Consider the following 19,542-nt stretch of genomic DNA (forward strand, 5'->3'; position numbering starts at 1 on the left):
CGCCCGGGAGGACGGCGGCGAGGGCTCTCGCAGGGGTGTCAGGCGCCCAGTCGGACGAGAGCCTCGGCGACGGGGAGCTGCTCGCGCTCGCCGGACCGGCGGTCCCAGAGCTCGACGATCCCGTCGGCTGCACTCCGCCCGGCGATGACGATCACGGGCACACCGATCAGCTCGGCGTCGCCGAACTTGACGCCCGGCGAGACCTTCGGTCGGTCATCGATCAGCACGTCGCGGCCGGCCGCCTCCAGCGAGGCGCCGACCGACTCCGCGAGCTGCAGTGCCGCCGCGTCCTTGCCAGTCGCGATCACGTGCACGTCGAAGGGGGCGACGTTCGCGGGCCAGAGCAGGCCGCGGTCGTCGTGCGTGGCCTCGGCGATGATCGCGAGGATACGGGTCACGCCGATCCCGTAGGAGCCCATCGTGACGGTGATGAGCTTGCCGTTCTCATCGAGCACCTTCAGGCCCAGGACGTCGGCGTACTTGCGGCCGAGCTGGAAGACGTGGCCGATCTCCATGCCCCGGGCGGTCTCGATCGGGCCGGAGCCGTCGGGCGCCTCGTCGCCGGTGCGCACATCCGCGACCTCGATGGTGCCGTCGCCGTGGAAGTCGCGACCCGCGACCAGGTCGAGCACGTGCTGCCCGGAGACGTTGGCCCCGGTGATCCAGGCGGTGCCGTCGACCACCCGCGGGTCGAGCAGGAAGCGCACGCCAGTCGTGGACTCCTCGCCCAGAACCGCGCCCTCCGACGACCACGGGCCGATGTAGCCCTTGACTAATCCGGGGTGCTTCGCGAAGTCCTCGGCCGTCGCGGCCTCGACCTCGGCCGGCGCGAAGGCCACCTCGGCCCGCTTGAGGTCGACGTCGCGGTCGCCGGGCAGGCCGACGATCACGAGCTCGCGGGTGCCATCGAGCGCGGTGAGCGCCAAGACCACGTTCTTGAGCGTGTCCGCCGCGGTCCAGGCGCGGCCGTCGGGGCGGGGCTGGGTCGAGTTCGCCAGGTCGACCAGAGTCTGGATGGTCGGGGTGTCGGGTGAGTCGAAGACGCGCGCCTCCGGCTGACCCTCGACGGGCAGCGCCGCAGGGACGGGGGTTCGGTACGCCTCGACGTTCGCGGCGTAGCCACCGGCCGAGCGGACGAAGGTGTCCTCGCCGACGGGGGTGGGGTGCAGGAACTCCTCGCTGCGCGAGCCGCCCATCGCGCCGGCGTCGGCCTGAACGATCACGTACTCCAGCCCTAGGCGCGCGAAGATCCGCTCGTAGGCGTCGCGCTGGCGCTGGTAGCTCGCATCGAGCCCGGCGTCGGTGTAGTCGAAGGAGTAGGCGTCCTTCATCGTGAACTCGCGGCCGCGCAGGAGGCCAGCGCGCGGACGCGCCTCGTCACGGTACTTGTCCTGAATCTGGTAGATCGACAAGGGCAGGTCCTTGTAGGAGGAGTAGAGGTCCTTGACGAGCAGCGTGAAGAACTCCTCGTGCGTCGGGGCCAGCATGTAGTCGGCGTCCTTGCGGTCCTTCAGCCGGAACACGCCGTCGCCGTACTCCGTCCAGCGTCCCGAGAGCTCGTAGGGCTCGCGGGGCAGCAGAGCAGGGAAGTGCACCTCCTGGGCGCCGGCCGCCTCCATCTCCTCGTGGATGATCCGCTCGATGCGACGCTTCACCCGCAGGCCCAGCGGCAGCCAGGCGAAGACGCCGGGCGCCTGGCGGCGGATGTAGCCCGCGCGGACAAGGAGGCGGTGGCCCGCGACCTCGGCGTCGGCGGGGTCCTCCCGGAGCGTGCGGACGAACAGATGCGAGAGACGGGTGACCACGAGGGACGATCCTATCCGCTGCACTCCCGCGGCTCGCGATGCGCCGGAGCGCCTCAGCCCGGGATGCGCGAGAAGACGACGGCGCCGCCCGTGCCGTCCAGCAGGACGTCGTCGGGAGTCCCTCCGATCGCCATCGGACCCGAGAGGAGCGCTCGGAGTCGGATCGCCTCGGGGCTCGGCGCGTCGGAGCAGGCGTCCGATCCGGTTACCTCGCCGCCCGGAACCAGCACGCCGCCGTCGATCCGGTACGTCGCGCTGACCACTAGGCAGCCAGTACCGACGACCAGGGTGGGCGCCCCGCCGATGCGCTCGGAGCGGAGGCGAACGCGGGCGTCCTCGACCCAGGCCGTGTACGGGGTCTCCCCTTCGGCCGCGGTCAGCACCCAGCGGTCGCAGCCGAAAGGATCCTGCGGGGTCCGGCTGTCGATGCACTCCCCGGCCTCGGACGACGGACCGCTGCGGAGCGCGGCGACTCCGGAGGCGAGGAGCGCCACGGCGACGACGCCGAGAGCGAGACGCAGAGCGGGACGGACCACGTCGATCCGCCCCGCGCCGACTTAGTTCGCGCCGACGGAGACGACCGGGGCTCCGGTCGACGTATCGTCCGCGGGCATCTCGGCGGCCAGGCGGTTGGCCTCCTCGATCAGCGTCTGCACGATCTCGGCCTCGGGCACGGTCTTGATGACCTCGCCCTTGACGAAGATCTGGCCCTTGCCGTTGCCGGAGGCGACGCCCAGGTCGGCCTCGCGCGCCTCACCCGGACCATTGACGACGCAGCCCATGACGGCGACGCGCAGCGGGACGCTCATGCCCTCGAGGCCGGCGGTGACGTCATTGGCGAGGGTGTACACGTCGACCTGCGCGCGGCCGCAACTCGGGCAGGAGACGATCTCGAGCTTGCGCTCGCGGAGGTTCAGGGACTGCAGGATCTGCAGTCCGACTTTGACCTCCTGCGCCGGCGGGGCCGAGAGGGACACGCGGATGGTGTCGCCGATGCCCTCGCCGAGCAGGATGCCGAAGGCGGTGGCCGACTTGATAGTGCCCTGGAACTCCGGGCCCGCCTCGGTGACGCCGAGGTGCAACGGCCAGTCGCCGCGCTCGGCGAGCTGGCGGTAGGCCTTCACCATAACGACCGGGTCGTTGTGCTTGACCGAGATCTTGAAGTCGTGGAAGTCGTGCTCCTCGAACAGGCTCGCCTCCCACACGGCACTCTCGACGAGGGCCTCGGGGGTGGGCTTACCGTACTTCTGCAGGATGCTCGGCTCGAGCGAGCCGGCGTTGACGCCGATGCGGATCGAGACGCCCGCGGCCTTTGCGGCGGCAGCGATCTTCCCGACCTGGTCGTCGAACTTGCGGATGTTGCCGGGGTTCACCCGGACCGCCGCGCAGCCGGCGTCGATGGCGGCGTACACGTAGTTCGGCTGGAAGTGGATGTCGGCGATGACCGGGATCTGGCTCTTCTTCGCAATGATCGGCAGCGCCTCCGCGTCGTCGCGGCTGGGGACGGCCACTCGGACGATGTCGCAGCCGGAGGCGGTCAGCTCGGCGATCTGCTGGAGGGTCGCGTTGATGTTCGTGGTCGGAGTGGTGCACATCGACTGGACGCTGACCTGCGCGTCACCGCCCACGAGCACCTTCCCGACCTTGATCTGGCGGGACTTGCGGCGGGGGGCGAGGGTCATGGGGACCTTGGGAAGACCCAGATTCACTGCTGGCACGCGCCCCATCGTACGCGCGCCGCGGGACCCCCCGTCCGCTCGCCGCGTCTTCCCAGGCGGCACCCGACCCGGAGGGGAGACCGAGAGGCGATCGAGTCCCGTCGCGCCTCGCTCGGGCGAACGGATCTGCAGGAGAACGTTCGATGTGCAGGACCCCGTTCGATGTGCAGGACCCCGTCCGATGTGCAGGAGAACGTTCGATGTGCAGGACCCCGACGGCTGAGAGCGCTCCCAGTCGCGTCGCTGGAACCCGGGAAGCCGAATCCCCTGCACATCGCACCTCGCCACCCCAGCCGATCACGCCCGAGCAGGGAACGACCCGGTGAAGCGAGCGAAACCGGCCCGAGTCCCCCCAGGGTGACAGGACGAATCGCTTCCGGCGAAGGATCGGCGTGGCAGGTCAGAACAGCGTGATCGGTTTCACGATGTCGGCATACATCAGAAGGACGCTCATCCCTCCGAGCACGAGCACGACGACGTACGTCAGCGGAAGGAGGCGCGCGATGTCGACGGGGCCGGGGTCGCGGCGTCCGAAGAGCTTGGCGATCCGGCGGCGCAGGCCCTCCCAGAGAGCACCCGCGATATGTCCGCCGTCCATCGGCAGGAGGGGCACCAGGTTGAACACGAGCAGGGCGACGTTGAGGGAAGCGAGGACGCCGACCATGGTCTGCACCTTCGAGACGATCGGCAGCTGATCGGAGGCGGCGATCTCGCCTGCGATGCGGCCCACTCCGACGACGCTGATCGGGCCGTTGGCGTCGCGCGCCTCCGAGCCGAACGCCGCCTGAGCGACGTCGATGAGGCGCTGCGGCAGATTCAGGATGACGTGGGCGACGCTCGTGATGTTCGACCAGACCGTCTCGGGCACCGCCGTGACCGGCTGCTGAGCGAGTGCCGAGGTGGGCGAGATGCCGATGAAGCCGACCGTCTGCGTCCGAGGTGCGCCGGAGCTGTCGGTGACGGCCGCGCCGTTCGGGTCGGTGACCGCCACCTCGTTCTCGGCGGGGGTGATGGTGAGGGTCAGCGAGCTGCCGTCGCGGACGACCGAGACGCTCAGCGGTACTCCTGCCGAACGCTGAATGATCGGAGTCAGATCGTTCCAGGTGCTCACCGGAGTGCCGTCGATCGCCGTGATCGTATCACCGGGCAGGAGTCCCGCGGCAGCTCCGGGGGCGAGCGGGTCGTCGGCGGTGCAGGTCGCGGTTGCGCGCTGCGACTCCGGGACCACGCACTGCGACACCGCGGCGAGGGTGCTGGTGCTCTGCGGGATGCCGATGCCGCAGAGCAGGACGGTGAAGAGGACCGAGGCGATCACAAGATTCATGAGGGGCCCGCCTGCCATCACGATCACGCGTTTCCACACGGGGAGGCGGTAGAAGGCACGGTGGTCCTCGCCCTCGCCGATCGTCTCGGCGCTCGCTGCACGGGCTTCGTCGATCATGGACGGCCGCTTCGACGCGCGCTTGTCCGACGATTCGTACCCGATGCCCTGGAACATGCCGACCGGTGACTCCGTGACGGGATCCCCCGGATGCTTCGGCGGGTACATCCCGATCATCGCGATGTAGCCGCCGAGCGGGATCGCCTTGACGCCGTACTCGGTCTCGCCGCGGCGCCGGGAGAAGAGCGTCGGACCGAAGCCGATCATGTACTGAGTGACCTTGACGCCGAACAGCTTGGCCGGGAGCAGATGCCCGACCTCGTGCAGCGCGATCGAGAGGGCGACGCCGACGGCGATGATGACGACGCCGAGGACGAAGAGCAGCACGGATTCCACCGACTCACTGTAGGCCGGAGCCGGTCGCCCGCGCTGGGGTGCGCCTGCACGGATGCACTGAGCCGTGTGTACCCGCGGGTCGAACGCACAACGTCAGCTGAGAGCGCACCTCAGCCGCGATGGTGGATGAGGAGCACTCTCAGCTGACGTTACGGCGTCGCGTCAGCCCCGAGCGATCCGCTCGTCCGCTGTGCGGCGCGCCCACTGCTCCGCTGCGGCCAGCGATTCCCGGGTCAGCGCGCCGTCGACGCTGTGCGCGTCGACCACGGCCTCCACCGTCTCGAGGATGTCGAGGTAGCCGATCCGGCCGGCGTGGAAAGCCTGCACGGCCTGCTCGTTCGCGGCGTTGAAGACGGCGGGGTAGGAGGCGCCGGCCTCGCCGACGCGCTTGGCGAGGCGCACGGAGGGGAACGCCTCCTCGTCCAGCGGCTCGAAGGTCCAGCTGTGCGAGCGGGTCCAGTCCAGCGGCACACCGACTCCGGCGACGCGGTGCGGCCAATCGAGGCCGAGCGAGATCGGCAGGCGCATGTCCGGCGGCGACGCCTGGGCGATCGTCGAGCCGTCCACGTACTCGACCATCGAGTGGATCACCGACTGCGGGTGCACAGTGACGTCGATCCGGTCGTAGGGCACGTCGAAGAGCAGATGCGCCTCGATCACCTCGAGGCCCTTGTTGACCAGGGTCGAGGAGTTGGTGGTGACGACCAGGCCCATGTCCCAGGTCGGGTGCGCGAGTGCCTGAGCGGGGGTGGCATCGCGGAGGGAGGCGCGGTCGCGGCCTCGGAACGGCCCGCCCGACGCGGTCAGCACGAGCCGCCGCACCTCGCGGTGCTCGCCCGCGAGGAGCGCCTGAGCGATCGCGGAGTGCTCGGAGTCGACGGGGACGATCTGACCGGGGGCCGCGACGGAGGTGACCAGCTCGCCACCGACGATCAGCGACTCCTTGTTGGCGAGGGCGAGCGTCCGCCCCTCCTCGAGCGCGGCAAGGGTCGGCCCGAGGCCGACCGAGCCGGTGATGCCGTTGAGCACCACGTCCGCGTCGACCGTGCGGATCAACTGCTCGGCCTCCTCGGCGCCGAACGCCGTGTGCTCGACACCGAACGCTCTCGCCTGCTCGGCGACCACGGCGCGGTTGGAGCCGGCCGCGAGGCCGACGACCTCGAACCGCTCGCGGTTCGCGCCGATGACGTCGAGGGCCTGCGTGCCGATGGACCCGGTCGAGCCGAGGATGATGACCCTGCGCATCCGCCCATCCTGGCACGGAGCGCAGGGCGCTTCCCGGTCAGCTGACGGCGAGGATGTCCACCACGAAGACGAGGGTGTCGGTCCCGCTGATCCCCGCGTTCTGGTTGCCCTGGTCGCCGTAGCCCTTCGCCGGCGGGATGGTGACGAGGACCTGCGAGCCGACGGTCTGGCCGACCACCGCCTCCTTGAAGCCCTCGATCACGCCGCCCGTGCCGAAAGCGGCAGGAGTCGGCTTGCCCCAGCTCTGGTCGAACACCGTGCCGGTGCCCCAGACGACACCCTGGTACTGCACGATCAGCTGGTCGCCGTCGGCCACGGTCGCTCCGCTCCCCTTCTTGAGCACGGCGAGCTGCAGGTCGGCGGGCGGGTCGGTGGAGGGAATCGTGACGGTCGGCGCCCCGTCCTCGGCGAGCGCCACCGTCGGCAGCCCGTCGACCGGAGGCTGCGGCTCGCCGTCAGCGGCGCTCGGCACGATCTGCTCGACGTCGATGACCATGACGATCGAGTCGGTCGCCGCGATGCCGAACTCGCTCTGCCCGGCGTCGCCGAACGCATCGGCCGGGGGCACGACGGCGATGACGCGCGAGCCGACGCTCGCGCAGTTCACGGCCTTCACGAGCCCGGCAAGGTACTGGTCGGTGTCGACCTCGAAGGCGGCCCGGCCGCCCGAGGCGTAGCTGCTGGCCGAGAACTCGGCGCCACTGCTGCCGTTGTAGAGGGTGTAATCGACCAGAACGGTGTCGCCCTCGGCGACCTCGGCACCGGTGCCCTCGATCGCGACGGAGCGCTCGGTGGCGTCCACGCTGATCGGGCTCGGGAACACGGTGACCGGCTTGGTGCCGAAGTCGCCGCTGGTCTGTACCGCCGCGGTCGCCTCCCCCTCGCTCGCGCAGCCCAGCGGAGTCGCGGAGGCGGTCGGCGCCGCGTCCGGCGCTCCGGGGGTGCAGGCCGCGAGGCTCAGAGAGGCGCCGAGGACGGCGAGGATCGCGAGGGTTCTGCGCACAGGGGCACCTTTCCTGACCGGCGGCGGCCGGCAACGTTCGGGGATCAGCACCCATCCTGCACGGCGCGCCTCGCAACGCGCTGGGTGCAGGCCCGCCGGGGTCCGAGGCCTACCATCGGGGCATGCGTGAATTCTCGGTCCCCCAGTCCCGAGAGCTCGTCACCGAGCTCCCCGGCCCGCGCTCCGTCGCCCTGCAGGAGCGCCGCGTCGCCAGTGTCTCCCGCGGGGCTGGGACGCTCGCGAACATCTATATGGACCACGCCTCGGGCGCCGTCCTGGTCGACGTCGACGGCAACCGTCTGATCGACCTGGGCTGCGGAATCGGAGTCACGACCATCGGTCACGCGCACCCCGCAGTCGCCGCCGCCGCGGCCGCGCAGGCCGAGAAGCTGACGCACACCCTCTTCACCGTCACTCCGTACGAGAACTACGTCCGCGTCGCCGAAAAGCTCGCCCAGATCACTCCCGGCGACTTCGAGAAGCACTCGATCCTGGTCAACTCCGGAGCAGAAGCGGTCGAGAACGCCGTCAAGATCGCCCGCAAGTTCACCGGCCGGCGCGCAATCGCGACGCTCGATCACGCCTTCCACGGCCGCACCAACCTCACGATGGCGATGACCTACCGCCCCTGGCCGGAGCGCGCCGGCATGGGCCCCTTCCCTGGCGAGATCTACAGCCTCCCGATCAGCTACCCGTTCCGCGACCCCGAGGGCATGACGGGCGAGGAGGCGGCCGAGCGCACGATCGACTCCATCACCACGCACATCGGCGCGCAGGAGTTGGCCGCGCTCTTCGTCGAGCCGATCCAGGGCGACGGCGGCATCATCATCCCGGCGCCGGGCTACTTCCGCCGACTGTCCGAGTTCTGCACCGAGAACGGCATCGTGTTCGTCGCCGACGAGATCCAGGCCGGCATCGCCCGCACCGGCACGTGGTACTCGATCGAGCACCACGGAGTGGTCCCCGACCTGATCACGACCGCCAAGGGCATCGCGGGTGGCTTCCCCCTCGCCGCCGTCACCGGCCGCGCCGAGATCATGGACGCGGTGCAGCCCGGCGGTATCGGCGGCACCTTCGGCGGCAACCCGGTCTCGACCGCGGCCGCGCTCGCGACCTTCGAGGCCATCGAGTCCGAGGGCCTGCTCGAGGAGGCGCAGCGCGTCGAGCGCCTGCTTCAGGCGCGGATCGGCGACTGGGCCGAGCGCTTCGCCGTCGTCGGCGAGGTGCGCGGCAAGGGCGCCATGTGGGGCGTCGAGCTCGTGCACCCGGGCACGAAGAAGCAGTACCCGGAGGCGCTCACCGCGATCCTGAAGCACGCCACTACGAACGGCGTGATCGTGCTCGACGCGGGCAGCTGGGACAGCGTGCTGCGGATCATGCCGAGCGTCGTGATCAGCGAAGAGCTCATCGACGACGCGGCGAGCGTGATCGAGGAGGCGCTCGCCCAGTTCGGCTGAGCCATAGCCGGTGCGGCATGAAGGCGCCGGTATCTTCGTCGGAATGCGGATCGACGACGACCACGAGAGGCCGACTCCCCCGGGGATCGGCCTCTCCGCGCGCGTGGCGCGCCTGTCCCTCGGCGGCATCGGTCGGCTGGTCTACCGCCCGATCGTGCAGGGCCGCGACAACGTGCCGGCCGAGGGCCGCGTGATCCTCGCCAGCAACCACCTCTCCTTCATCGACTCCCCGGTCCTGACCCTGCTCGCGCCAAGGCCCGTGCAGTTCCTGGCGAAGGCGGACTACTTCACGGGCACCGGCGTGCGCGGCGCCCTCTCGCGGGCCTTCTTCACGACCGTCGGCGCCGTCGCAGTCGAGCGCGGCGCGGGCCAGGCAGCTCAGGAGGCGCTCGATCTCGGCCGGGCGATCCTGGAGCGGGATGAGGCGTTCGCCGTCTACCCGGAGGGCACCCGCTCCCGCGACGGGCGTCTCTACAAGGGCCGCACCGGAGTGGCGTGGCTCGCCCTCACGACGGGTGCGCCGGTTGTCCCCGTGGGCCTGATCGGCACGCAGGAGTTGCAACCGGTCGGCACGCGGGTCCCGCGCCTGCACCGGATCACGGTCCGCTTCGGCGCACCGCTGGACCTCTCGCGGCACGGCTCGGCCGACTCCGGCCGGGCCCGCCGGCATGCAACCGACGAGGTGATGGCCGCCATCCACGCGCTCTCCGAGCAGGAGCTCGCCGGCGCATACAACGAGTCACCGCCGACGACCACGGTCGAGCGGATCCGCCGTGCGCTCCCGCACGAGCGCCGCTGAGCGTCAGCGCGCGAATGCCTCCGGCTCGTGCCCGACGGGGAAGTTCACCGAGTTCGCGATGAAACACAGCCGGGACGCCTCGGCGTGCAGCGTCTGGGCAAGCTCGACCATCGACTCTTCGGCGACCGTCACGCGCGGCCGGAGGGTCACCGAGGTGAAGTGGCCGCTCTCCCCCTCGTGAACCATCGCGCCGATCGCGTCGTCCGAGTAGCCGGTGACGACGACTCCGTTCTTCACGGCCACGTGCAGGTAGGAGAGGAGGTGGCACTGCGCGAGCGCGGCGAGCAGCAGTTGCTCCGGGTTCCAGCGGTCGGCCTCCCCCCGGAAGGGCGTGTCGGCCGAGGCCAGGATGGGCGCTGGGCCCTGTGCCGTCACGGTGAGCTGGCGCCCGTACTCGCGGTATCCGCTCGTGCCGGTTCCCCGATCGCCCTCCCAGACGACGGACACCGCGTACTTGTGCTCGGACGTCATCAGGGCTCCCCTTCACTGGCGGTGGATCAGGCCGCTCGCGCCGGTCTGGACCTCTGGGTGTCGGAGCACCGCGGGTAGACTTCGAGGACCATGACAGACACGCTCGCCCCCCAGGTTCCCACGTCCGCAGTCCCCCAGGAGCGGCGCGTCGCGACCGAGATCCCCGGGCCGCGATCCCGGGCCCTGCACGAGCGCCGCCTCGCCGTCGTCCCCACCGGAGTCGGCACCGCGCTCCCCGTCTACATCGACCGCGCGCACGGCGCGATCCTGGTCGACGTCGACGGCAACAGCTTCATCGACCTCGGCGCCGGCATCGGCGTGACGACGATCGGGCACACTGACGACTCCGTCGTCGCAGCCGCCGCCCAGCAGCTCGCCCGCCTCACGCACACGCTCTTCACCGTCACTCCCTACGAGCCGTACATCCGCGTGGCGGAGCTGCTCGCCGAGCACACCCCCGGTGACTTCGCCAAAAAGACCGTCCTGGTCAACTCCGGTGCGGAGGCGGTCGAGAACGCCGTCAAAATCGCTCGCAAGCACACCGGGCGCCCCGGCGTCGCGGTGCTCGATCACGCCTACCACGGCCGCACCAACCTCACGATGGCGATGAACTTCAAGGCCCTGCCGTACGGCCTGGGCTTCGGACCGTTCGCGAGCGACGTGCACCGCGCGCCGAGCTCGTACCCCTACCACGACGGCCTGTCAGGAGCAGAGGCCGCTCAGCGTGCCATCTCCTACCTCGACAAGACGGTCGGCGCCTCGGCCCTCGCCTGTCTCGTCGCCGAGCCGATCCAGGGCGAGGGCGGCTTCATGGTCCCCGCCGAGGGCTTCCTGCCCGCGCTGCAGGAGTGGTGCACGGCCAACGGGATCGTCTTCGTCGCCGACGAGATCCAGTCGGGCATGGCCCGCACCGGCGCCTGGTTCGCCAGCGAGCACCTGGGCCTCGTCCCCGACCTCGTCCTCTCGGCCAAGGGCATCGCCGGTGGCCTCCCGCTCGCCGGTGTGACCGGCCGCGCCGAGATCATGGACTCGGCGCAGGCCGGTGGGCTCGGCGGCACCTTCGGCGGCAACCCCGTCGCTGCGGCGGCCGCGGTCGCGGTCTTCGAGCGCATTGAGCGCGAGGGCCTGCTCGCCGAGGCCGACCGGATCGGCGCCCGCCTCGGCACCGCGCTGCGCGGCCTGCAGGAGCGCTACGACATCATCGGCGAGGTGCGCGGCATCGGCGCGATGATGGCGATCGAGCTCGTCCAGCCCGGCACCGCCGCCACCACCAAGGAGCCGAACACCGCGGCCGTGCAGGCGATCATCGACTACGCCGCGCAGCACGGAGTCCTCGTGCTGAGCGCCGGCACCTACGGCAACGTCGTCCGCTTCCTGCCCAGCCTCGCCCTCACCGACGAGCTGCTCGACGACGCGATGTCCGTCATCGCCGACGCCTTCGCCACTCTCTAGACGCGATCCACCGAGAGCCACCGGGGAGCGACACTTCGCTCGCCGGTGGCCCTCAGCGTTTCCGGGCACGGGACCGGTCGCCGCATCGGGCAGGATGGGGGGATGCCTGCAGGAACCTTCACTGTCGCCGAGTCCGTCGAGCTGGCGGTCGTCGAGCGCTCCGGGTTCGTCGAGTCCCGCCATGCCGGCTCCGCCGTGCTCCTGGACTCCGAGGGCCGCGTCGTCCGCAGCCTCGGCGCTCCGACTGCCCCGGTCTTCCCCCGCTCCTGCCTGAAGCCGTTCCAGGCCCTCGCGGTGATGACCGCCGGAGTCGAGCTGACCGGCGCGGAGGCGGTCATCGCCACCGCGAGCCACGCGGGCATTCCCCAGCACGTCGCCCTGGTGCAGAACCTGCTCTTCCGCGCCGGCCTGGACCACACCGCGCTGCAGTGCCCGGCCGACTGGCCCGGCGACTCCGCGACCCGTGCCCAGCTGCTGCGCGCGGGGGCGACTCCGGACGCGCTCTTCATGAACTGCTCGGGTAAGCACGCGGCGATGCTGCTGGCCTGCGTGCAGAACGACTGGAGCACAGAGGACTACCTTGAGCGGAGCCATCCGCTGCAGCAGCACATCGTGGACACGATCGAGCGCCTGACGGGCGAGCGCGTCGTCGCTACCGGGATCGACGGCTGCGGTGCTCCTGTGCACGCCCTGCCCCTGACCGCCCTGGCCAAGGGGATCTCGCGGATCGTCTCCTCCTCCCCCGCCTCGCCCTTCGGCCTCTACCGGCAAGCCGGCGTGCTCACCGCCGCGATCCTCGAGAACGCCTGGGCGATCGATGGACCGGGCCGCGACAACACGGTGGTCATCGAGCGCCTGGGTCTGGTCGCCAAGCTCGGTGCCGAGGGCGTGCTCGTGATGGCCTCACCGGACGGCACCACCGTCGCACTGAAGATCCTCGACGGGAGCCTGCGCGCGGCGACCGTGGTCGCGCTGAAGCTCCTCGTCGAGGCGGAGGCGGTGGACCGCACCGCGGCGAACGAGGTGCTGGTGCGGCTCAACCCGGTCGTCTCCGGCGGCGGGCGCCCAGTCGGAGCGATCCGCGCCTCCTACGTCTGAGCGCCCTCGCGCCTCCCCGTGCTACTGCTCCCGCGCGAGGCGTTTCGCCCGCGCCGCTGAGGACACCTGCGTGACCACCACGACGACGATCGCCAGCACGAACACCGCCGACGCGATGACGTTCGCCTCCGCCGGGATCCCGCGGGCCGCCGCGATATAGATGTACTTCGGGAAGGTGGTCACCGATCCGGAGTTGAAGTTCGTGATGATGAAGTCGTCAAAGCTGAGGGCGAACGAGAGCAGTGCCGCGGCGAGGATCCCGGGCAGCAGCAGCGGGAAGGTGATCCGCCAGAAGACCTGGTGGGGCGACGCGTACAGGTCGCGTCCCGCCTCCTCCAGCGTCGGGTCAAGGCTCGCGACCCGCGCCTTCACCGTGACCACCACGAAGCTGATACAGAACATCGTGTGCGCCAGAACGACCGTGACGAGCCCCTTCTCGGCGCCGACGCTGAGGAACTGCGCGGCCAGGCCGGCGCCGAGCACGACCTCCGGGGTCGCCATCGGAAGAAACAGCAGCAGGCTGATCGCCGAACGGAACCGGAAGCGGAAGCGCACGAGGGCGATCGCGATCATTGTGCCCAGCGCGGTCGCCAGCACAGTCGCGATCACGCCCACGAGCAGGCTGTTGCCGAAGGCGGTCATCACGTCCTCGCTGCTCCACGCCGATACCCACTTATCGAGGGTGAAGCCGCGCCAGGCGAGATTGCTCTTGCCCGAGTCGTTGAACGAGAAGACGAAGGTGTAGCCGATCGGGATCAGCAGGAAGATCAGGGCGAGCGCTGTGTAGACGCCGAGCCCGAGGCCCCCGAAGCGCCTCCGGCCACGAATCGGACTGGGAGCCGGTGCACCGAGCGCCTCCTGGGCGCTGGCGATCGGACGATCGGCCGTCGCGGTCACAGGAGGTCCTCCGTTCCACTGCGCTTCACGTAGAAGCCGACGATGACCAGGATCACGGCCATCAACACGATCGAGAGCGCGGCCGCCGCCGGGTAGTTCTCGAGGGTGAGAAAGTTCGCCTCGATCGCGTTGCCCACCATCGAGGTCTGCGATGAGCCGAGGAAGTCGCGGCTCGCGTTGATGTAGTCGCCCGCCGCCGGGATGAAGGTCAGCAGCGTGCCCGACACGATGCCCGGCATCGACAGCGGGACGGTCACCGTCCAGAACACCGAGGCGGGGTGCGCGTAGAGGTCGGAGCCGGCCTCGAGGAACCGCACGTCGAGCCGCTCGAGCGTCGTGTACAGCGGCAGCGTCATGAACGGGATGAAGTTGTAGGTGATCCCGAAGATCACCGCGATCGGCGTGCCGGTGAGGTGGCCGTCGCTCGGGAGGATCGCGACGGTCTTGAGCGCCTGCACCAGCGGGCTCTCGTCGGCCAGGATCTGCTTCCACGCCAGGGTCCGCAGCAGGAAGCTGATGAAGAACGGCGCGATCACGAGCGTCAGGAGGAGATTCTGCACCAGCGGCCACGGCCGCGCCGTGACGCCGATGAAGTAGGCGAGCGGATAGCTGATCACCAGTGCCAGCACCGTCGCGATCAGTGCGTAGCCGAAGGAGCGGAGCACGTGCGGCCAGTAGTCCGCCATCACCGCGAGGTAGTTCTGCCAGGCGAATCCCGGCGCGTACTCCCCGATGTCGCCGTCCGGCACCTCGGCCTGGAACGAGGTGAGCACGAGCGAGATGAGCGGTGCGAGGAAGAACAGCAGCATGTAGGCAATGCCCGGCAGCAGCAGGATCAGCGCGACGCTCGAGCGCCGACGGACCGGTGCGGCCTTCGGGGTCGCCGACCCGGTCGCGAAAGCGGCGAAGGCCATGCCTACGCCGCTCCGCTGCGGCCGGCGAACAGCCCCCGTCGCTGCACGGCGATGGCGCTGGTCGAGTCGTCCGCCGCGAAGCGCGGGATCGCGCCCGGCTCGTCCGCCAGGCCGAAACCGTGCTCGGTGCTGAAGCCGACCCACACCTGCGTACCCTCGCCAACGACAGGCCCGAAGACCATGTTTTGCGCGAAGACCACCACCGGCCCCACGCCCGGCATCTGGATCGTGTACTGGGTGCTGACTCCGCTGAAGGAGACGTCGGTCACGCGCCCGGGCCCGAGCACGGTGCGATCCGAACTCGTCGGCGGCTCCTGCGTCAGCAGCAGCAGCAGCTTCTCGGGACGAACGCCCACGGTGATCTCGCCGGTCGTTCGGGCGCAGCGCGCCGTGGGGACCACGATGCGGTGTCCACCCGCGTCCACCGTGATCGCCCGATCGGTGCTGCCGACCACCTCGCCGGTGAAGAGGTTGGACTGACCGAGGAAGTTCGCGACGAAGGCGGTGCGGGGCAACTCGTAGAGCTCCTCCGGCGCCCCCATCTGCTCGATGCGGCCCTTGTTCATCACCGCCACCGTGTCGGCCATCGTCATGGCCTCCTCCTGGTCGTGCGTGACGTGCAGGAAGGTGAGGCCCACCTCCCGCTGAATCGACGTGAGCTCACGCTGCATCTGGCGGCGGAGCTTGAGGTCGAGAGCGCCCAGCGGTTCGTCGAGCAGGAGCAGCGCCGGCCGGTTGACCAGGGCTCGGGCCAGGGCGACCCGCTGCTGCTGGCCGCCCGAGAGCTGCGCGGGGCGCCGCTGGGCGAGGTGGTCGAGCTCGACCAGCCGGAGCGCCTCGTGCGCCTTGCCGACCGGGTCGGCGATCTTCCGCCGCTTCAGCCCGAAGGCGACGTTCTCGAGGATCGACAGGTGCGGGAACAGCGCGTACGACTGGAACACCGTGTTGACCGGCCGTTGGTAGGTCTTGGTCTCGGTGACGTCGCGACCGCCGATGAGGATCTGCCCGGCCGACGGTTCCTCGAGTCCCGCGATCAAGCGCAGCGTCGTCGTCTTGCCGCATCCGGAGGGTCCGAGCAGCGCGAAGAAAGAGCCCGCCGGGATGGTGAGGTCGAGCGAGTCGACGGCGGCGAAACCCGGGTACTGCTTGCTGATCCCGACCAGCTGGAGGTCGGCGCCGCTCTCGGCGAAGGTCCCGATCGCCATCAGATGCCCAGGAGTACCTTCTGGAACTCGGCCTGGTACTCCTTCTCCTCCGCGGCGGTCAGGGTGCGGAACACGTGCGCCTGTGCGAGCGTGTCCTCGTCGGGGAAGATCAACTGGTTCTCGGCCAGCTCCGCGTCGATACTCTCCATGACGTCCTTCGCTCCATCCACGGGGGTGATGTAGTTGACCCAGGCAGCCACCTCGGCGGCGACCTCGGGCTCGTAGTAGTAGTTCATCAGGGCTTCGGCGTTCGCCTTGCGCTGGGAGCCCATGGGCACGACGAAGGTGTCGTTCCAGAGCGCGCCGCCCGAATCGGGGAAGGCGAACTCCCACTTGTCGCCGGCCTCGGCATTGATCAGAGTGACGTCGCCGGACCAGCAGATCGCCGCGAGGGTGTCCTCGTTCTGCAGGTCGTTGAGGTACGCGTTCCCCTTGATGTTGCGGATCTGACCGGCATCGACCTGCTCGCGGAAGACATCGATCGCGTTCATGTACTCGTCGTCGCCCCAGGAGCCGGCGATATCGGTCCCCTGCGCGAGCATGATCAGCCCGATCGTGTCGCGCATCTCGCTCAGTACGCCTACCCGGCCTCGGAGCGAGGGGTCCCAGAGCTCGTCGATGCTGGACAGGCCGTCGGGCAGCTTCTCCTTGTTCCAACAGATCCCCGAGAATCCGGCCTGGTACGGGAGGGAGAGCTTGCGGCCAGGATCGAAGTCGGGGTTCGCCAGGGAGGGGGTGAGATTGGCGATGTTCGGGATGTTGGCGTGGTCGAGTTCCTGCACGTAGCCGCGACGGACCAGCCGCGACACCATCCATTCGGTGAGGCAGACGGTGTCGGCGCCGATGTACTGCCCGAGGGCGAGCTGGTCCTTGACCTTGCCGTAGTACGTGTTGTTGTCATCGACGGCGACGTTGTAGGTGACCGAGATGCCGCTCTGCTCCTCGAAGCCCTGGAGCGAGGGGTAGTTCCCGTCGTCGTCCTCGTCCATGTAGGCGGGCCAGTTATCCCAGACCAGTTGCGGGTCGCCCGCAGAGCCGTCGGCGGCGGCGGTCGGAGCGGCGCGGGTCTGCGCAGCGCAGGCGGCCAGAGCGAGCGTGCTCGCTCCGAGGCCAATACCGCCGAGGACCGCTCGACGGGAGAGGACCGCCCGGCGCTCGCGCTCGTGCGAGCGAGCCACCGCGATGGCCCGGCGGAGGACAGGATCCCTCGGGAGGGGACGGGTCATAGCGGGGGCTCCTGACTGCGTCGAGGCTCGGACCTCGAGGGCCGAATGTGGGGAAATACTGGCACAGCGCTCGTCCGCCTGTCACGGCGAACGGAGGAGAACACTCATCCGGAAACATGATCGTCACGACATCCGCACCCGGACGACGTGGACACCACTGATTCGGTTCCCGAGCGCCGATACGGTCAGCGGGTGACGCTCGGGCGCCCCGACCCGCCAGCGGAGCCGTCGACGCGCTCGACGGCCATCTCGACGGAGGAGAGCAGGATCCGGCTGCCGAGCTTCGCCCGGTACCGCCGGCCGGCTTCGAGCGGGAGCGGCGCCTGAGTCGGCGCGACCAGGATCGAGCCGTTCGCCGACCAGCGGTCGCGGACCCAGAGCCCGCCCTCGTCGAAGCCGAACTCGAGGTGGGTCTTCGAGAGCGAGCGAGACGGATCGGGAATCGCGAGGATGTGCCGGAAGGTCTCGTTGGGGTCGGGCAGCGGCTGGCGTCCGATCAGGCCGTTGCCGGTGACGATCGCGTGCTGCCCGGTGGCGAAATCGAGGCGCACGAGGCCCTGCGAGGGCGGCGCCATCGGAGCGCCGGGGGCGGGGCGCCGATGCCTGCTGGGGGCCAGGCCCGGCAGCCAGGCACGACGGGACGGGTCCAGGACCGTCGTGTCGCCGGAGGAGGAGGGCCGGAAGCCACCCGTCGTGGCATGCGCCGCCACCGACGAACCGCACTCGCCGCAGAGAATCGCCCCGGGAGCGAGAGTGGAGCCACACGTGCTGCAGATCACCGAGAACGCCCTTCCTCTCCCCATCGTACCCAGCCCGAGCGCCGGGACCCCTGAGCCGCCCGATCCCGACGCGAACCGGCCGGCGGCGGTGCACGCCATCTCGTCTCAGATGGGGATGCCCGTCTCCTCGTCGCCGGTGACGGCGAGGACGTCGACGACGATCACGGTGACGTTGTCGCGCCCGCCGTTGCTCAGTGCCGCGTCTACCAGCGCATCGGCCGCCTCCCGTGCGGAGTACGTCCCGGCGAGCAGGTGGCCGACGCCTGCGTCGGTGAGCTCCTTCGTGAGTCCGTCGGAGCAGATCAGCAGGCGCGATCCCGCGAGGACGGGGACCAGGCGGTAGTCGGGAATGGGCGCCTCGTGGAAGCCGACCGCGCGGGTGATCATATTGCTGTGCGGATGCACGTCCGCTTCGTCTCGCGTGATCAGGCCCGCGTCGACCAACTCTTGGACGATCGAGTGGTCGACGGTGAGCTGCACGAGGCTGCCGGCGACCCTGAGGTAGACGCGAGAGTCGCCGATATTGAAGACGGACCAGTAGGGCTCGCCGCCGATCGCGGTCAGCGCGATACCGGTTACCGTGGTGCCGGTGCCGCTGTCGGCCGTGTGCGACTGCCGGGCGATGTCCCCGACGGCTTCGCGCAGCGCCCTGTCGATCTCCTCCGCCCCGACGGTTGCGCCCAGGGCCGCAGTCGAGAGGCGCGAGACGACAGCGTCGCTGGCGACCTCTCCGGCCGCGTGCCCGCCCATGCCGTCGGCCACCGCGAAGACGGGACTCTTGGCGAGGTAGCTGTCCTCATTCGCACTGCGGACGAGGCCGGTCTCGGTGCGAGCAGCCCAGCCGAGGGTCACCTCGGCGGACGGGGTGTCCGAGGTCCAGGCCGAGACGGGAACAGTGACGGATGCACGGCTGCGGCCGATCTGCGTCATCGCGTCTCCTCGCTCCCGCCCGGTCCGGTCACGAGCCGTCGGGCTGTCCGGATCGCTCGTGCCTTCCGGCACGCAGCCGCCTCCCGATGCTAGTCGCTGCCGGCTCTCGACCAAGGGGGTGACGGCCGTCGCGCCACGGTTCGTCACGCGCGAGAGATGGCACTCTCGATCGCCCGCCCGACCGATCGCCCGACCGCCCCTCGAACCACCGATTCCACCGCTGCGGCACCTCGGCGGATGCGGATTCACTTGCCCACCCCCTTCTCGACTGCCAGAATCACCGCATGAGCCCTTCCCGCCCTCCGTCTCAGCGTCCCATTCAGCTCGACGAGGTCTCGAAGGCGATCATCGAGCAGCTGCAGGCTGACGGGCGGCGCTCGTACGCCGAGATCGGCAAGGCGGTCGGCCTGAGCGAGGCGGCCGTGCGGCAGCGGGTGCAAAAACTCACCGAATCGGGAGTCATGCAGATCGTCGCGGTGACGGATCCCATGCAGCTCGGCTTCTACCGCCAGGCGATGATCGGCGTTCGCGTCACGGGCGACACCCGGGACGTGGCCGATCGGCTCGCCTCGATCCCCGCTGTCGACTACGTCGTCCTGACGGCCGGATCCTTCGACATCCTCGCCGAGGTCGTCTGCGAGAACGACGACGACCTGATCGCCCTGCTCAATCAGGAGATCCGTGCACTGCCCGGCGTCCTCTCGACCGAGACTTTCGTCTATCTCAAGCTTCACAAGCAGTTCTACAACTGGGGAACGCGGTAACC

18 protein-coding genes are annotated in these 19,542 nt (G+C 69.9%); 5 read left to right on the top strand and 13 right to left on the bottom strand.

Annotation, left to right across the window (positions count from 1 at the left end; genetic code table 11):
• Positions 1–38: 38 nt before the first annotated feature.
• The 6 genes from A6122_RS08855 to A6122_RS08880 all read right to left on the bottom strand — a co-directional run bounded on the left by A6122_RS08855 (position 39) and on the right by A6122_RS08880 (position 7,548).
• Positions 39–1,805, bottom strand: coding sequence for a proline--tRNA ligase (locus A6122_RS08855; RefSeq protein ID WP_068253942.1), 1,767 nt, complete (start codon positions 1,803–1,805; stop codon positions 39–41).
• Positions 1,806–1,858: 53 nt separating this feature from the next.
• Positions 1,859–2,341 carry a hypothetical protein gene (locus A6122_RS08860; protein ID WP_068253945.1) on the bottom strand — a complete coding sequence of 161 codons (483 nt, stop codon included), beginning with the start codon at positions 2,339–2,341 and terminating at the stop codon, positions 1,859–1,861.
• Between the two features lie 21 nt (positions 2,342–2,362).
• Complete coding sequence (gene ispG / locus A6122_RS08865; RefSeq protein ID WP_181026329.1) at positions 2,363–3,523, bottom strand: flavodoxin-dependent (E)-4-hydroxy-3-methylbut-2-enyl-diphosphate synthase; 1,161 nt, start codon at positions 3,521–3,523, stop codon at positions 2,363–2,365.
• A gap of 400 nt (positions 3,524–3,923) precedes the next feature.
• Positions 3,924–5,300 carry a M50 family metallopeptidase gene (locus tag A6122_RS08870; protein WP_208855016.1) on the bottom strand — a complete coding sequence of 459 codons (1,377 nt, stop codon included), beginning with the start codon at positions 5,298–5,300 and terminating at the stop codon, positions 3,924–3,926.
• Positions 5,301–5,462: 162 nt separating this feature from the next.
• On the bottom strand, positions 5,463–6,545 hold the full coding sequence (gene dxr / locus A6122_RS08875; RefSeq protein WP_068253954.1) for a 1-deoxy-D-xylulose-5-phosphate reductoisomerase: 1,083 nt from the start codon (positions 6,543–6,545) through the stop codon (positions 5,463–5,465).
• Positions 6,546–6,582: 37 nt separating this feature from the next.
• Positions 6,583–7,548, bottom strand: a complete 966-nt coding sequence (locus tag A6122_RS08880) for an FKBP-type peptidyl-prolyl cis-trans isomerase (RefSeq protein WP_068253956.1) — start codon at positions 7,546–7,548, stop codon at positions 6,583–6,585.
• 122 nt (positions 7,549–7,670) lie between these two features.
• Here A6122_RS08880 and A6122_RS08885 point away from each other — a divergent pair, with 122 nt between their 5' ends.
• On the top strand, positions 7,671–9,005 hold the full coding sequence (locus tag A6122_RS08885) for an aminotransferase class III-fold pyridoxal phosphate-dependent enzyme (RefSeq protein ID WP_068253959.1): 1,335 nt from the start codon (positions 7,671–7,673) through the stop codon (positions 9,003–9,005).
• 43 nt (positions 9,006–9,048) lie between these two features.
• Positions 9,049–9,804, top strand: a complete 756-nt coding sequence (locus A6122_RS08890) for a lysophospholipid acyltransferase family protein (protein ID WP_068257381.1) — start codon at positions 9,049–9,051, stop codon at positions 9,802–9,804.
• 3 nt (positions 9,805–9,807) lie between these two features.
• Here the strand turns inward: A6122_RS08890 and A6122_RS08895 are convergent, their stop codons facing one another.
• Entirely contained in the window at positions 9,808–10,275 is a 468-nt protein-coding gene (locus tag A6122_RS08895; RefSeq protein ID WP_068253961.1) for an OsmC family protein, read from the bottom strand.
• A gap of 90 nt (positions 10,276–10,365) precedes the next feature.
• On the opposite strand from A6122_RS08895, the gene gabT reads away from it, so the two are divergent.
• Both gabT and A6122_RS08905 read left to right on the top strand, forming a co-directional pair.
• Positions 10,366–11,727, top strand: coding sequence for a 4-aminobutyrate--2-oxoglutarate transaminase (gene gabT, locus A6122_RS08900; protein ID WP_068253964.1), 1,362 nt, complete (start codon positions 10,366–10,368; stop codon positions 11,725–11,727).
• A 102-nt stretch (positions 11,728–11,829) separates the two neighbouring features.
• The gene (locus A6122_RS08905; protein WP_068253967.1) at positions 11,830–12,825 is read left to right on the top strand and encodes an asparaginase; all 996 of its coding nucleotides are present in this window, start codon (positions 11,830–11,832) and stop codon (positions 12,823–12,825) included.
• A gap of 21 nt (positions 12,826–12,846) precedes the next feature.
• On the opposite strand, the gene A6122_RS08910 is transcribed toward A6122_RS08905, so the two are convergent.
• The 6 genes from A6122_RS08910 to A6122_RS08935 form a co-directional block, all read right to left on the bottom strand.
• A complete protein-coding gene (locus A6122_RS08910; protein WP_237358270.1) occupies positions 12,847–13,653 on the bottom strand; it encodes an ABC transporter permease in 807 nt (268 codons plus the stop codon).
• A 65-nt stretch (positions 13,654–13,718) separates the two neighbouring features.
• The gene (locus tag A6122_RS08915; RefSeq protein ID WP_068253970.1) at positions 13,719–14,636 is read right to left on the bottom strand and encodes an ABC transporter permease; all 918 of its coding nucleotides are present in this window, start codon (positions 14,634–14,636) and stop codon (positions 13,719–13,721) included.
• A 2-nt stretch (positions 14,637–14,638) separates the two neighbouring features.
• Positions 14,639–15,841: an ABC transporter ATP-binding protein gene (locus A6122_RS08920; protein WP_068253973.1), complete on the bottom strand. Its 1,203-nt coding sequence runs from the start codon at positions 15,839–15,841 to the stop codon at positions 14,639–14,641.
• Entirely contained in the window at positions 15,841–17,067 is a 1,227-nt protein-coding gene (locus tag A6122_RS08925) for an ABC transporter substrate-binding protein (protein WP_084415912.1), read from the bottom strand. The genes A6122_RS08920 and A6122_RS08925 overlap by 1 nt, the downstream gene beginning before the upstream one ends.
• Positions 17,068–17,252: 185 nt before the next feature.
• Complete coding sequence (locus A6122_RS08930) at positions 17,253–17,846, bottom strand: hypothetical protein (protein WP_146076659.1); 594 nt, start codon at positions 17,844–17,846, stop codon at positions 17,253–17,255.
• Positions 17,847–17,951: 105 nt separating this feature from the next.
• Positions 17,952–18,776, bottom strand: coding sequence for a PP2C family protein-serine/threonine phosphatase (locus A6122_RS08935; protein WP_068253979.1), 825 nt, complete (start codon positions 18,774–18,776; stop codon positions 17,952–17,954).
• A 284-nt stretch (positions 18,777–19,060) separates the two neighbouring features.
• Between A6122_RS08935 and A6122_RS08940 the strand changes: the two genes are divergently transcribed.
• A complete protein-coding gene (locus A6122_RS08940) occupies positions 19,061–19,540 on the top strand; it encodes an Lrp/AsnC family transcriptional regulator (protein ID WP_068253981.1) in 480 nt (159 codons plus the stop codon).
• The last annotated feature ends 2 nt before the right edge of the window (positions 19,541–19,542 follow it).

The sequence above is a fragment of the Rathayibacter tritici genome, assembly GCF_001641005.1.
Classification (GTDB): Bacteria; Actinomycetota; Actinomycetes; order Actinomycetales; family Microbacteriaceae; genus Rathayibacter; species Rathayibacter tritici.